Source organism: Enterobacter hormaechei subsp. hoffmannii (assembly GCF_001729745.1).
Classification (GTDB): Bacteria; Pseudomonadota; Gammaproteobacteria; order Enterobacterales; family Enterobacteriaceae; genus Enterobacter; species Enterobacter intestinihominis.
Genome location: NZ_CP017186.1, coordinates 2975213 through 2989200, shown reverse-complemented (window position 1 = coordinate 2989200; position 13988 = coordinate 2975213). Strand labels below are relative to the sequence as shown.

Below are 13988 nucleotides of genomic sequence, written 5' to 3'. Positions count from 1 at the left end.
CCTCAACGCCGCGCTGCGGGCAGTTTTGCGGCTTTATTCACGTCATACCACCACGTATCAAAACCAAGCGTATAAACCGGGCGAACGGCGGGCAGGGAGAATTTGTCCCAGCGGGCCACGCGATCTTCACCCATGTACCACATCGGCAGCATGTAATAGTTCCAGGTTAACACCCGGTCAAGCGCACGCCCGAGCGGCAGAAGTTTCTCTTTATCGCCCTGAGCGGCAACGATTTTCGCGATCAGCGCATCAATCACCGGACTCTTTACCCCCGGAGCGTTGTAGGAGGAGTCGATATAGCCCGATGCCCAGGAGATTTGCAGGTCTGAACTCGGCCACGGCTGGGCAGCCCACAGGGTTTGCATCATGTCGTAATCGCGACTGCGCTTGCGGTTGGTCAGCTGGGCAATATCGACCTGGCGGATATTCATGGTCACCCCAAGACGGGCAAGGTTCTTCTTAAACGGCAGCACCCACTGATCGTTTGCGCCGGAGGCAATCAGCAGTTCGAAGCTGAGCGGTTTACCAGTTTTAACATTTACTCGTAGCCGATTTTTCAGCACCCAGCCAGCGTCATCCAGCAGTTTGCTGGCTTTCAGCAGGTTGTCCCGGTCGAACCCGTTTCCGTCGGATTTTGGCGGTTCAAATAGGCGGGTGAACACTTCCGGCGGGAGCTCCGCTTTCATTGGCGCCAGCAAAACCAGCTCGTCCGCGTGGGGATAATCACGGGCGGCATATTCAGTATTCTGGAAATAGCTGTTCGCCCGGCTGTAGGCTCCGTAAAACAGCGCTTTGTTCATCCATTCGAAATCAAACGCCAGGGTAATAGCTTCACGCACCCGACGATCGGAAAAAACCGGGCGCTGAATATTAAACGCCAGCCAGCGCGTGTCCTGCGCGGATTCGTTTTTATGTTCGTCTTTAACGATATAGCCTTTCGCGAAATTTTTTCCGATATACCGGGTCGCCCAGTTTTTGGCGCTGTTCTCGACACGTAAATCAAATGCGCCTGCCTTAAACGCCTCGAAGGCCACGTTATCATCCAGGTAGTAGTCGTAGCGGATTGTATCGAAGTTCCAGCGGCCCCGGTTTACCGGCAGCGTGGCTGCCCAGTAATCTTTCACGCGGGAATAGATCACGTACTGGCCCATTCGCCAGTCGGTAATGCGATACGGTCCTCCGGCCAGCGGCGGGGAAGAGAGGGGATCGCTCAGCTTATGGTTTTTCCAGAATGATTCGGGCATGACGGGCAGGGAGAACAGGCTCAGCATATTCTCTTTGTTTGGCTCAGGGAGTTCGATTCGCACGGTCAGCGGGGCGATGGCTTTCACCGTGGTGCCCTTGTACACCAGACGAAACTGCGGCACGCCTTCGGTCATAAATTTATGAAAGGTGAACGCCACATCGCGGGCGCTAACCGGCGTACCGTCGTGAAAACGCGCCCGCGGATTAATCGCGATTTCTGCCCAGCTAAAATCATCGGCGTAACGCACGTTCTCAGCGACCAGGGGATAATAGCTGCCGGGCTCGTCGTCGGAGGTGACGAACAGCGTGTCATAGAGGGATTCGGTACGCGCTGCCGCCACGCCGCGCAGGGCGAAGCGGTTAAAGTTGTCAAACGTTCCGGTCGCGGAAAGCGTCACGTTCCCGCCTTTCGAGGCGGCGGGGTTCACATAATCGTAGTGAGTAAAGTTGACCGCATACTTCGGCTCGCCAATGACGGCAAAGGCCGTGCTCTCTTTGATGGTCTGCGCCTGGCTCGACAGGCTCACCAGCGCCAACAGCATCAATACAACGCGCATAATCATAGTGCGGCGGATCCCTTTGTTCACAGGCAGGCTCGGTTGAGGAGAATAATAAGGGACAGCGCCGTGATTGTGAAATTATTCCCCGAGCGTGATGTCGGGTTGCCACGTCCTGAACTGCTCCAGCGGCATTGGTCGGCCGATCCAGTAGCCCTGAAGATAGTTCACGCCATGCTCGCGCAGCCACGCCGCCTGCTCGGGCGTTTCAACACCCTCGGCGACGGTTAACATATTCAGGCGTTCTGCCAGCGTCAGCACCGCGTCAAGCACTGGCGAGGTAACGGTTTCAGTCCCGATGGCATTCACGAAGCCACGGTCAATTTTCAGGTAATCCATCGTGAAGCGTTCCAGATAGATCAGCGCGCTGTGGCCGGTGCCAAAATCATCGATGGCGATTTCAAAACCTTCATTGTGCAGCCATTCAAACAGCTGATTTGCCTCGCGGTGGTTGATCATGTCGCGCTCGGTTATTTCCAGCACAATCTGGAAGTGATCGGGCGGAAGGGCAGCGGCAAACGCGCGCATATCCTCCTTAAAGTTTTCCGCATGCAGATGACCGGGCGCGATGTTGATCCCAAACTTGGCCCCAGGCGGGAGCACCGTTTGCAGGACAGGGGCATCGCGGATAATCAGGTCAAAAAGATGCAGCGTCAGCGGGACAATCAGCTTCTGCGCTTCAGCGAAGTTAATAAAGGCATCCGGTGGAATTTCGCCCATCACCGGGTGCTTCCAGCGCATCAGGACTTCCAGCCCGGTCATTCTGAGCGACTGCGCATCCACGACGGGCTGATAGACCACGTAGAACTGGTCGTGCTTGATGGCCGTAAGGATCTCTTTCCCGGGATTCAGACGGATAGTGAGAATATAGAAATTCAGCAGACCTGCCGCAATACCGCAGACCAGGCCGAAGAACACGGCGTAGAGCAGTTCATCGGTCTTCCAGGCTTGCGCATAGACGTTAACGGTCAGAGGAATATTTTTCAGCGTGGCGGTGCGGGCAGGGACCTCAGGCAAATCCCGCGCCTGAACCAGCATTCCGGACTGGGTGGATAACGCGGAGTCGCCAATGACGATCGATATTCCGGAAAATTCATCCTGACGTGACGTATAAAGAAGGTAAGGCGTCAGGTTGATGTTCACGGAGGTAAATACGCCGCCGTCTTTTACCAGCGGATTGCGATACCAGATAGCGATCGCGGGTTTATCCGGCAGCATGGGCGTGCCCGGCAGGAGCGCGATATCAACAGGTTTGCTGATGTGTAGCTGAGGGATAAGCGTTTCCATTGGGGTATTCATCGGACCTGTTGCCGAAGAGCAGAAGGCCTGTTTATCCCGGACCAGCAAAAAGGCGCGCACGTTAATACTGAAGGCCGCGCGTGAGGTGAGCGCCGCACTGACCTCTTCACAGCTGTTCAGCGTGAGCGGCTGGAGCGTATCAATAGAGGTTTTAAGCTCGTCGAAAAAGTTCTCCATGTAGACGCTTAAATCCGTAATGAGGGTATCGTACCTGACTTCTCGCTTGTGATAACTCCAGTAAAACTGTAACGCACTCAGAAGCAGGGCGGTAAACAACCCCGTCAAAATACTGAGAAACAGTATCTTGCGGTTGCTGGAGAAGTAGCGGGTAAACATAGATGTCGTGATTCCTGAAATGACGCTGGATGTCTATCAGTGTAACGGGCAAAAAAAAACACTGCCGGAGCAGTGCTTTTTTAATCGTATCGCCAGCCAAGGGATAACCAACGATACGACAGCAATATTAACTACGGCTCAGAACGCGGCGAGCTTCGTTGTAGCGCTTCTTCCAGTAAGGTTCGTTCATGCTGGAAATCGTCACACCACTGCTGGTGGAAGCATGGACAAACTGATCGTTACCGATATAGATGCCAACGTGTCGACCGGTTGAACCTGCTCTGAACAGGACTAAATCGCCCGTACGCAGTTTAGTGCGCGAAATGGACTTGCCCATTTCCTGCTGTTCATAAGTAGAACGCGGAAGGTCTAACCCAAACTGCTCACGGAAAGTACGCTGTACGAATGCGGAGCAATCGATGCCTTTCTTGGTGCTGCCGCCCAGGCGGTAACGCACGCCTTTCCAGTCAGCATACTGATCCATAATACGCGACTTAACGTCGAGATTACGTACCATATTTTCAAATTCATCCTGAGAGGCTTGCAGTGAAGAGGAATCTTCCATTCCCACAACACGCGTCTCAGGATGCATATTCTTCGCGGTGTTCGTCGTACTACATGCCGAAAGCAGAACCGCCACTGCAATCGCCGGGATCCCCCGCAAGATATATCTCAAAATTGGTTGAGATTTGACCATTTTGTTTGTTTTCCCTTGAAGTCCTTAACGAAAATATCGTTATAAAAATGCCAACCGTGACGAGACTAATTATCTGTTCACAATGAGACAATTCTTTATGGTGAAATCTGTGGCACAACGCACAAAATTATTCACCACGATAATAATTATCTCAATGGGGCAAAACGAGTTCGAGGTTAACCGATTGCAAAGGGCATTGCGAGCAAAAAAGACCGTTTTTTTATAAGAAAATGTGATACACAACGTTACAGCGCGGAATTGCTCAAAATGCCGCCATTCATACCGGTAATCCCTGCAATTGCTTCATTTTTATCACGAATTGTATGACGGAATGATGACAGCGCTGAATGATGCCGGAAAGAAGTGACTCAGGGATCGAAAACGATCCCTGATGAATGGTGTTAATTAGCGTTATTTATTTGTTTCAGACTTGTTTAAATTTGCCGGGAAGATAGCGATCAAAAATACCTATTACGCGATCGCTCAGGGGAGTCATCAGCACCCACGGTAAACCAATTAACACCGCCGTGAGGGAGCCTACGGCGATATCTGTCAGCCAGTGAGCGCCAATCATCACCCGCGGGAATGCAAATACCACCACAATAACCAGGGCGATGGCGAAGGCTTTTTTACCGAAATAGCGCAGCATGAAGCCAGCAAAAATCAGCAGCATCATACCGTGGTCGCCCGGGAAGCTGTCCTTCGACGCGTCTTTGGTTGGAATATGAAGCAGCTCGCTGACGCGGTTAATATTCGGGAAAGAGAGCGACGGACTGGCGCGTTTAACCGGCATCAGATGCTGCGCCAGCTGGTTGATAATCACGGCTGCCAGCAGCATGACCAGGCCGATAATCAGAATACGGCGACGACCCGTTTTGTCCTCCTTCAGCCAGAAGGAGAGCATCAGACAGCCCATTGCCAGCAGCGAACAGCCGTCAAACGCGCGGTTGTTGGTGATCGCCACCAGCCACTGGAAGGCTTCACTCTTCGCCAGCGCCTGGTTAAAGAAGTGGAACAGCCCGGAATCCAGCGGGAACCAGAATCCGTGATCCGCCGGGATATACCAGGAGAAAAAGAGCGCCAGACCGGCAGCGTTGAGCAATAAAATAGCAGGAAGTCGAGTCGTCATAGTCTTCAGCAATGTGTGAAATCAGGGGCAACGTTAGCCGCCCAAACTTAAACGAAGCTTCAACAGGCTTGACTGGAGGGCATTCCAGTCGGTATTAACCGCACTAATTAACTCTATCCGGCTGTCGGGTGGCGCGACGTTCTGGGTTTCTATAAAGAAATCCTCGCCCTGACGATTAATGCGCACCAGACCATCCGGGGTGCGCATGATCCCTTTTACCCGCTCAACCGGCGCCAGTCTCGCCCATTCCAGTATACCAATGGTGTCGAAAACCGTATCGGCATCGAAGATCCAGCCGCAGGCCTGGTGTCCCTGGCCGCTGTTCAGATTTCGACGCCAGCGCTGATGTTCGGGCAGGCTCAGCGCAGCCAGACCTTGCTTCGCGCCGTGGCTATGCGAATGCTCTGCGCTGGCAGGCAGTTGCGTCTGGTTGAGGCGGGGAAGATCGAGCAGGGCGCCATCAATGTTGCCCTGGGTGGTCTGCACATACTGACGTCCACCGCCAGCCTGCTGCCACCAGGCATTGAACGCGGCCTGACTCTCAGCCGTCGCGCGATCGGATTTATTCGCCACGATGATGTCTGCCGAGGCGAGCTGGTCGCGGAAATTGTCGTTATTGATCGCTTTTTCATCCAGCAGCTGGCGGGGGTCGAGCAGGCAAAGCGTCGCACGCAGCTCAAGCCACGGCTCGTAGACCGGGGCGGTCAGTAAATCAAGAATTTGCTTCGGATGACCCAGCCCAGTGGGTTCAATCAGCAGACGGTCAGGCTTGCCCTGACGCAGCAGCGTATTCAGCCCGACCTGCATCGGCAGACCATTCACGCAGCACATACACCCGCCCGGGATCTCTTTCACCATCGCGCCGCTGTCGGCGAGCAACGCGCCGTCGATCCCCACTTCGCCAAATTCGTTGACCAGCACGGCCCACTTTTCCGCCGGATCTTTATTGGCCAGCAAATGCAGAATGGACGTAGTTTTACCGCTGCCGAGAAAGCCGGTGATCAGGTTGGTTTTGGTCACGTGCGCTCCGATAAATAATTGTGATGTAGTGACAACTATCTATCATCCTGACGAAAAAATCGGGCATTGAGAAGAGGGAGGGCGAACGGAGCGTAAAACCGTTCGCCTTAAACGCAATAATCGCTAAATTTTTAACGTTTCGATAACGGCCTGACGCGCGCCGAGCCGGACGAGGCGCTGGTACGCGCCGGTGATTGCCTCGACAAAGACAGGGTTTTGCGGCAGGTCGTCGCCAAAGATTTCTTTTAGCGTCAGCAGGGCGCTAACGCGTTCTGTGTCACTGCTGGTAGCGACAATGGCCTGAAACTTGTCGCTCAGCGGATCGCGCACGTCAATGGCGTTGCCCTGGTCGTCCGTCCCGCTGACGTAGCGCATCCAGCCTGCGACGCCCAGCGCCAGTAATGGCCAGGCGGTGTTACGCTCAAGATGCATGCGGATCCCATCCAGCATGCGCTGAGGCAGCTTCTGACTGCCGTCCATAGCGATTTGCCAGGTGCGGTGCTGTAGCGCCGGGTTGGCGAAGCGGTCAAGCAGGCTGTCAGCATAGTCTGTCAGATCAACGTTGGTGATGCGCAGCGTAGGGGCCTGCTCATTCAGCATCAGCCTGCGGGCAGCCTCGCGGAAGCTGTCGTCCTGCATACATTCATTTATGTGCGCGTAGCCGGCAAGGTAGCCCAGATACGCCAGGAAGGAGTGGCTGCCGTTCAGCATCCGCAGCTTCATCTGCTCCCAGGGCAGGACATCCTCAACCATCTGTACGCCTGCAACCTCCCATTCCGGACGCCCGGCGACAAAGTTATCTTCCACTACCCACTGAATGAACGGTTCACAGCTGATGGCGCAGGGATCTTCAACGCCAAGTTCCTGGGTGATTTCCGCGAGTGAGGCGTCAGTGGCGGCGGGCACGATTCGGTCGACCATGGTGCCAGGGAAGCTCACGTGCGCCTCGATCCATCCGGCCAGCTCTGCGGATCGCTTTCCGGCCATGCCGAGAACGGCATTTTTTACCACGTGGCCGTTGTCGGGAATATTGTCGCAGGAGAGCACGGTAAACGCTGGCAGGCTGCGCTCGCGGCGGCGATGAAGCGCTTCGACCAGAATACCCGGCGCGGAATGCGGCTCAGACGGATGCTCAAGATCGTGCAGAATGCGGCTGTTGTGCATATCCAGTTTCCCCGTCGCCGGATCGATGCAGTAGCCTTTTTCGGTAATGGTGAGGGAGACAATGGCCACCTGCGGTTCGCAGAACTTCTCAATAATGGCTGCCAGCGAGTCGAGTTTTGCGTTCAGGCACTCTTTTACCGCACCGATAATAATGGGCTGATTGCCTTCGGCACCTTTCTCCAGCACGGTAAACAGATGATCCTGCGCGCGGAGCTGGCGCATGAGAACATCGCCGCTAAAGAGGCTAATCTCACAAATACCCCAGTCGCCTCCTTTGGCGTTCAGCACCCGGTTTGTTAACAACGCCTGATGCGCCCGGTGGAACGCGCCAAAGCCGAAATGGACGATGCGGGAGCGTAACTGCTCGCGATCGTAGCGGGGCTGCTGGACATGAGCAGGAAGCGCGGTGGAGGCAATAGTCTTCATGTAGTACACACCTGATTAACCATTAATTAACAATGCCAGTGTAAAGTTATATGACAACAAATTAAATTGGTAAGCCGTAAATATCCCGGTTATGTGAGTTTGATCAATCAATGTCGCGCGCTGTGTTGACCACTTCGATTAAACATGTATGGTAGTCGTCATTGAGGTAATTCATATTGGTATAACAACTTGAGAGGGTGGGGCAATGGAACAAACCTGGCGTTGGTACGGGCCGAACGATCCGGTTTCTCTTGATGATGTGCGTCAGGCTGGCGCAACGGGTGTGGTCACGGCGCTGCATCATATTCCGAACGGTCAGGTGTGGCCGGTGGAGGAAATCCAAAAGCGTCAGGCACAGCTGGCAGAGAAGGGTCTAACCTGGTCTGTCGTGGAAAGTATTCCGGTTCACGAAGATATCAAAACCCACTCCGGTGAGTGTGAAACCTGGATTGCGAATTATCAGCAGAGCATTCGTAACCTGGCGGCCTGCGGTATTGATACCGTCTGCTATAACTTTATGCCAATTCTGGACTGGACGCGTACCGACCTGGAATATGAAATGGCCGATGGTTCGAAGGCGCTGCGTTTCGATCAAATCGCTTTTGCGGCTTTCGAGCTGCACATTCTGAAGCGTCCGGGGGCGGAAGCAGACTACACCGCCGAAGAGCAGCAGCAGGCGCTGGCGTGGTTCAATGCCGCCAGTGAAGCGGACATTGAGAAGCTGGTTCGCAATATTATCGCGGGCCTGCCGGGGGCGGAAGAGGGCTATACCCTCGATCAGTTCCGCGCGCGCCTGGCGGAATATGGCGATATCGATAAAAACCAGCTGCGTGAAAACATGGCGCACTTCCTGCGCGCTATCGTGCCGGTGGCAGAAGAAGCGGGCGTGCGGCTGGCGGTCCATCCGGACGATCCTCCGCGCCCAATCCTTGGCCTGCCGCGTATCGTGTCGACCATTGAGGATATGCAGTGGCTAAAAGAGACGGTGGACAGCATCTACAACGGCTTTACCATGTGTACGGGCTCTTACGGCGTGCGTGCGGATAACGATCTGGTGCGGATGATCGAAACCTTTGGGGATCGCATTCATTTCACTCACCTGCGTGCAACCTGCCGTGAAGAGAATCCAAAAACCTTCCATGAAGCAGCCCACCTTGGCGGCGACGTGAACATGGTTGCGGTGGTGGATGCCATTCTCTCTGAAGAAGTACGTCGTAAGCAGGCGGGGGATGTACGTCCTATCCCGTTCCGTCCGGATCACGGGCATCAGATGCTGGACGATCTGCGCAAGAAAACGAATCCAGGGTATTCGGCGATTGGCCGTCTGAAAGGGATGGCGGAAGTGCGCGGTATTGAGCTGGCGCTGAAAATGACGAAGTATCCAGAGCTTCTGTAAGCCTGATTGCCCGGTGGCGCTACGCTTACCGGGCCTACGAAAAACCGGCTCTGAGGCCGGTTTTTGTGTTTTTGTAGGCCGGGTAAGGCGCAGCCGCCACCCGGCAAACGCCACAATCAGTCAGCGCGACCCATATAGCGTTTTTCTTCGATATGGATACGGATTTTCTCGCCCGCTGACAGGTATTCTGGCACCTGTACGACCAGACCGGTAGTCAGGGTAGCCGGTTTGTTACGCGCGCTTGCAGACGCGCCTTTGATGCCCGGTGCCGTTTCAACGATTTCCAGATCAACGGTCTGCGGCAGCTCCAGCGCCAGCAACACGCCATCCCAGGTCAGCACCTGCATGTCCGGCATTCCACCTTCAGGAATAAACAGCAGCTCTTCTTCGATCTGATCTTTGGTGAAGATATACGGGGTGTAATCTTCTTTATCCATGAACACGTATTCGTTGCCGTCGATATAAGAAAAATCAACGTAGCGACGGGTCAGGGTCACGGTATCCACGATATCGTCGCCTTTAAAACGTTCTTCCACTTTCAGGCCGGTACGGACATCGGAGAAACGCATTTTATACAGCGTTGCTGCGCCACGGGCGCTGGGTGCCTGAATGTCGATATCTTTCACAATCAGCAGTTTGCCGTTGTAATTCAGTACCATACCTTTCTTGATTTCGTTCGCTCTTGGCATTGCAGTAATCCTGTTTACGGGAGGTAAAAAATATCGCGCCAAATTACTCGCGCGCGGCCTTTCAGGCAAGCGGAATTCGTGGGTTTTGCTATCAATACATAAAAGGTGTTACTGTGCGCGCAATGCCCGACTGCGCGGGCATCTGCCACCAACAGAGAGCATGTATGGATTGTCGTTCCGACTGTGGCGCGTGCTGTACCGCACCGTCCATCTCAAGCCCCATTCCAGGCATGCCACAAGGCAAGCCTGCCGATACCCGCTGCGTTCAGCTCTCTGAATCTAACCTGTGCATGATATTTGGCTCGCCTTTACGCCCGAAGGTGTGCTCCGGGCTCCAGCCTGGCGCCGAAATGTGCGGCAGTACGCGGCAGCAGGCCATCACTTACCTGCTTGAGCTGGAAGCGCTCACCGCGCCTTAAACGTCTTTGATCCGCGTCAGGCAGCTCAACGTCAGGACGCACATCACCAGCGCAATCCAGAACACCGTATGATAGTTCCAGATTTCAGCCACAACGCCCGCCAGTGAGCCTGCAATAATCCAGCCCACGCGGGTGGTATTAGTATAAAGGGTGGTGGCAGCGCCTGCCTGACCCGGCATCAGATCCTGGAAGTAGAGCATGCCGATACCGGCCAGAATGCCGATATAAATGGCGTTCAGCAGCTGTAAAGCAAGAAGCAGCGCTGGCGTATGAACCGTCAGCATACCGATATAAAACAGCAGCCCGGCAACGGCGGCGATGCGCATCAAAAAGCGCTTGCCGAAGCGCTTCGCGTAATAGCCCGCAATCAGCATGGTGGGGATCTCAAGCCCCGCGGCGGTTCCCATCATGATCCCGGCCAGCTTCTCCGGCAGATGCAGCTCATCAATAATAAACAACGGCATATTAATGATATAGAGGCTGTTCGTTCCCCACATCAGCGTACAGATAATGAATAACAGTAGTGCGTCGCGCCGGTTACGCCGCGGTGCTTCCAGCGTACCGGTCGCCACTTTCGGCTCTTTACGCATGGAAGGCAGGAAGAACCATACCATTGCGCCACACACCACGAAGGCTACCGCCGCGCTGAGGTACATTACCGTAAAGCCAAAACCCATTGCCAGCGCGTAGGCGAGCGGGGGGCCAATCACCCACGCAAGCGACACCTGCGCGCGCAGTATCGAGCTGAACATCACCGCTTCCCGTCCTGTACGGTCGGCGTGCTCGCGGGCAAGGGCGAACATCTGCGGGTTGGCGGTCGAGCCGAAGCTGCTCAGGAACACCCCAACAAACAGCAGAATGAAATAGTTGCGGTTCCAGGCAAACAACACGCAGGCGAAAACGCCCAGCAGACAGCAAAAAACAATCAGGCTTTTGCGATCGCCTTTTCTGTCGGAACGCCCGGCCAGAAACTGGCTGACCAGGATGCCAATGATGGCGCTCCCGGTGAAGAAGAAGCCAACCATCGCCGGACGCGCGTGGACTTCGTTGGTCAGAAACAGGCTCAGCGTAGGCGTTTGTAACGCACCGGCAATACCGGTGAGGAAAGCAACAATCAAAAACGCCGTTGACGTCAAATCAAAGGGCTTTGGTGAGGCGGCAGCGGGGGTGTTATGCATGTTCAGTCTTTGCGAGTAACAGAGAGAGGCGGAGTTTACGCCGCCTGTCATTAAATAAACAGAGGGCAAAATCAAGATTGCCACAATAGATCAAAATAGCATTTCAGTTTAACGCTGTTTCGCTGAAGTGTGCTGAACCTGTTTGCTGAACATCAGCAAAAACCTCCCTATTGAAGAAGAAATGTGCTGCACTTCTAAATTCTGCAACAAGAAATGTAACTTTTCTTGCAACCTTTTGTAGAAAAGACAAGACTTCTTGAAACGTTTCAGCGCTATCTTGCATGTCCTGTAGAAGCAGGTTAGCGCATATTTTCTCAGTTAAGCTGAAACGATTCAATTTCAGCAGGAGAGGAGAATCATGTTCCAGTTATCTGTTCAGGATATCCACCCGGGCGAACAGGCCGGGAATAAAGAAGAGGCTATTCGCCAGGTCGCCGCTGCGCTCGTGCAGGCTGGCAACGTGGCGGACGGCTACGTCAACGGCATGCTGGCGCGTGAACAGCAGACCTCCACCTTCCTCGGTAACGGTATTGCAATTCCGCACGGCACCACGGACACCCGCGATCAGGTGCTGAAAACCGGCGTGCAGGTTTACCAGTTCCCGCAGGGCGTGCTCTGGGGCGAGGGGCAGGTGGCTTACGTGGCGATCGGTATCGCGGCCAGCGGTGACGAACACCTGGGCCTGCTGCGTCAGTTGACGCACGTGCTGAGCGATGATGCCGTCGCGGAACAGCTTAAATCCGCCACCACTGCTGAAGAGCTGCGTGCCCTGCTGATGGGCGAAAAACAGAGCGAAGCGCTGAAGCTGGATAATGAAACCCTGATGCTGGACGTCGTTGCGTCCGATCTGGTGACGCTCCAGGCGCTGAACGCGGCTCGCCTGAAAGAGGTGGGGGCGGCTGATACCGCCTTTGTGACCCGCACCATCAATGATAAGCCTTTAAACCTGGGTCAGGGCATCTGGCTGAACGACAGTGCTGAAGGCAACCTGCGCAGTGCTATCGCGGTCAGCCGTGCTGCGGTTGCCTTTGAGACAGACGGCGAACGCGCCGCGATGCTGGTAACCGTTGCCATGGCTGACGATCAGCCGGTATCCGTCCTGAAGCGCCTTGGCGATCTGCTGCTGAACAATAAAGCTGAAAAATTGCTGAACGCAGACGCGGCGACGGTGCTGGCCCTGCTGACCAGCGACGATGCGCTGACGGACAACCTGCTGAGCGCGGAGTACGTGGTGCGTAACGAACACGGCCTGCATGCCCGTCCGGGCACCATGCTGGTGAATACCATTAAACAATTTGAAAGTGAGATCACCGTGACCAATCTGGACGGTTCGGGTAAACCAGCCAACGGGCGCAGCCTGATGAAAGTTGTCGCGCTGGGTGTGAAGAAAGGCCATCGTCTGCGTTTTACCGCGCAGGGTGCTGATGCTGAACAGGCGCTGAAAGCGATTGGCGACGCCATCGCGGCCGGTCTGGGGGAGGGCGCATAATGAGCAGACGTGTTGCGACCATTACGCTGAACCCGGCTTACGATCTGGTGGGCTTCTGCCCGGAAATTGAGCGTGGCGAAGTTAACCTGGTGCGAACCACCGGCCTGCATGCCGCAGGGAAAGGGATTAACGTGGCGAAGGTGCTGAAAGATCTCGGCATCGACGTCACCGTTGGCGGCTTCCTTGGCAAAGACAACCAGGACGGTTTTCAGCAGTTGTTCAGTGAACTGGGCATCGCCAACCGTTTTCAGGTTGTGCAGGGCCGTACCCGTATTAACGTTAAGCTGACCGAGAAAGACGGTGAAGTAACCGATCTGAACTTCTCCGGCTTCGAAGTGACCCCGGCTGACTGGGAGCGCTTCGTTGCCGATTCCCTGAGCTGGCTGGGCCAGTTTGACATGGTGTGCGTCAGCGGTAGCCTGCCGTCCGGCGTCAGCCCGGAAGCGTTCACCGACTGGATGACGCGCCTGCGCAGCCAGTGCCCGTGCATTATTTTTGACAGCAGCCGCGACGCGCTGGTCGCCGGTCTGAAAGCCTCGCCATGGCTGGTTAAGCCTAACCGCCGTGAACTGGAAATCTGGGCGGGCCGTAAGCTGCCAGAATTAAAGGATGTGATTGACGCTGCCCATGCGCTGCGCGAGCAGGGTATCGCTCATGTGGTGATTTCGCTGGGTGCAGAAGGTGCCCTGTGGGTTAACGCCTCCGGGGAATGGATTGCCAAACCGCCTTCTATGGAAGTGGTCAGCACCGTGGGTGCCGGGGATTCGATGGTTGGCGGCCTGATCTACGGTCTGCTGATGCGCGAATCCAGTGAACATACCCTACGCCTTGCTACCGCCGTTGCGGCCCTGGCCGTGAGCCAGAGCAATGTCGGTATTACCGATCGTACCCAGTTAGCCGCGATGATGGCGCGCGTTGACTTAAAACCTTTTAACTAACAGCAG

13 protein-coding genes are annotated in these 13988 nt (G+C 55.0%); 4 read left to right on the top strand and 9 right to left on the bottom strand.

Going from position 1 to position 13988, the window contains the following annotated elements; translation table 11 throughout:
- Positions 1–2: 2 nt before the first annotated feature.
- The 6 genes from BFV65_RS13985 to BFV65_RS13960 all read right to left on the bottom strand — a co-directional run bounded on the left by BFV65_RS13985 (position 3) and on the right by BFV65_RS13960 (position 7873).
- Entirely contained in the window at positions 3–1808 is a 1806-nt protein-coding gene (locus BFV65_RS13985) for an extracellular solute-binding protein (RefSeq protein ID WP_069596777.1), read from the bottom strand.
- Positions 1809–1883: 75 nt separating this feature from the next.
- Positions 1884–3437 (bottom strand): cyclic di-3',5'-guanosine monophosphate phosphodiesterase PdeN, encoded by a 1554-nt coding sequence (locus BFV65_RS13980; RefSeq protein WP_063853861.1) that lies wholly within the window; start codon positions 3435–3437, stop codon positions 1884–1886.
- A 127-nt stretch (positions 3438–3564) separates the two neighbouring features.
- A complete protein-coding gene (gene mepS, locus BFV65_RS13975) occupies positions 3565–4134 on the bottom strand; it encodes a bifunctional murein DD-endopeptidase/murein LD-carboxypeptidase (protein ID WP_003859364.1) in 570 nt (189 codons plus the stop codon).
- A gap of 424 nt (positions 4135–4558) precedes the next feature.
- Entirely contained in the window at positions 4559–5263 is a 705-nt protein-coding gene (locus BFV65_RS13970) for a phosphatase PAP2 family protein (protein ID WP_069596776.1), read from the bottom strand.
- A gap of 33 nt (positions 5264–5296) precedes the next feature.
- Positions 5297–6283, bottom strand: a complete 987-nt coding sequence (locus BFV65_RS13965; protein WP_045308657.1) for a CobW family GTP-binding protein — start codon at positions 6281–6283, stop codon at positions 5297–5299.
- A 123-nt stretch (positions 6284–6406) separates the two neighbouring features.
- Complete coding sequence (locus BFV65_RS13960) at positions 6407–7873, bottom strand: mannitol dehydrogenase family protein (protein WP_069596775.1); 1467 nt, start codon at positions 7871–7873, stop codon at positions 6407–6409.
- A 205-nt stretch (positions 7874–8078) separates the two neighbouring features.
- Here BFV65_RS13960 and uxuA point away from each other — a divergent pair, with 205 nt between their 5' ends.
- A complete protein-coding gene (gene uxuA / locus BFV65_RS13955) occupies positions 8079–9269 on the top strand; it encodes a mannonate dehydratase (RefSeq protein ID WP_022648722.1) in 1191 nt (396 codons plus the stop codon).
- A gap of 116 nt (positions 9270–9385) precedes the next feature.
- Here the strand turns inward: uxuA and yeiP are convergent, their stop codons facing one another.
- Positions 9386–9958, bottom strand: a complete 573-nt coding sequence (gene yeiP, locus BFV65_RS13950; RefSeq protein WP_003859355.1) for an elongation factor P-like protein YeiP — start codon at positions 9956–9958, stop codon at positions 9386–9388.
- A 164-nt stretch (positions 9959–10122) separates the two neighbouring features.
- Here yeiP and BFV65_RS13945 point away from each other — a divergent pair, with 164 nt between their 5' ends.
- Entirely contained in the window at positions 10123–10377 is a 255-nt protein-coding gene (locus BFV65_RS13945) for a YkgJ family cysteine cluster protein (protein WP_069596774.1), read from the top strand.
- Here BFV65_RS13945 and setB read toward each other — a convergent pair.
- Both setB and BFV65_RS23190 read right to left on the bottom strand, forming a co-directional pair.
- Positions 10374–11555, bottom strand: coding sequence for a sugar efflux transporter SetB (gene setB / locus BFV65_RS13940; RefSeq protein WP_038416423.1), 1182 nt, complete (start codon positions 11553–11555; stop codon positions 10374–10376). The two genes, BFV65_RS13945 and setB, sit on opposite strands and share 4 nt — an antisense overlap.
- Before the next feature lie 103 nt (positions 11556–11658).
- Positions 11659–11838: a hypothetical protein gene (locus BFV65_RS23190; protein ID WP_139154318.1), complete on the bottom strand. Its 180-nt coding sequence runs from the start codon at positions 11836–11838 to the stop codon at positions 11659–11661.
- A 75-nt stretch (positions 11839–11913) separates the two neighbouring features.
- On the opposite strand from BFV65_RS23190, the gene fruB reads away from it, so the two are divergent.
- Both fruB and fruK read left to right on the top strand, forming a co-directional pair.
- A complete protein-coding gene (gene fruB, locus BFV65_RS13935; RefSeq protein WP_045308656.1) occupies positions 11914–13044 on the top strand; it encodes a fused PTS fructose transporter subunit IIA/HPr protein in 1131 nt (376 codons plus the stop codon).
- Entirely contained in the window at positions 13044–13982 is a 939-nt protein-coding gene (gene fruK / locus BFV65_RS13930; protein WP_006811313.1) for a 1-phosphofructokinase, read from the top strand. The genes fruB and fruK overlap by 1 nt, the downstream gene beginning before the upstream one ends.
- Positions 13983–13988: the final 6 nt, after the last annotated feature.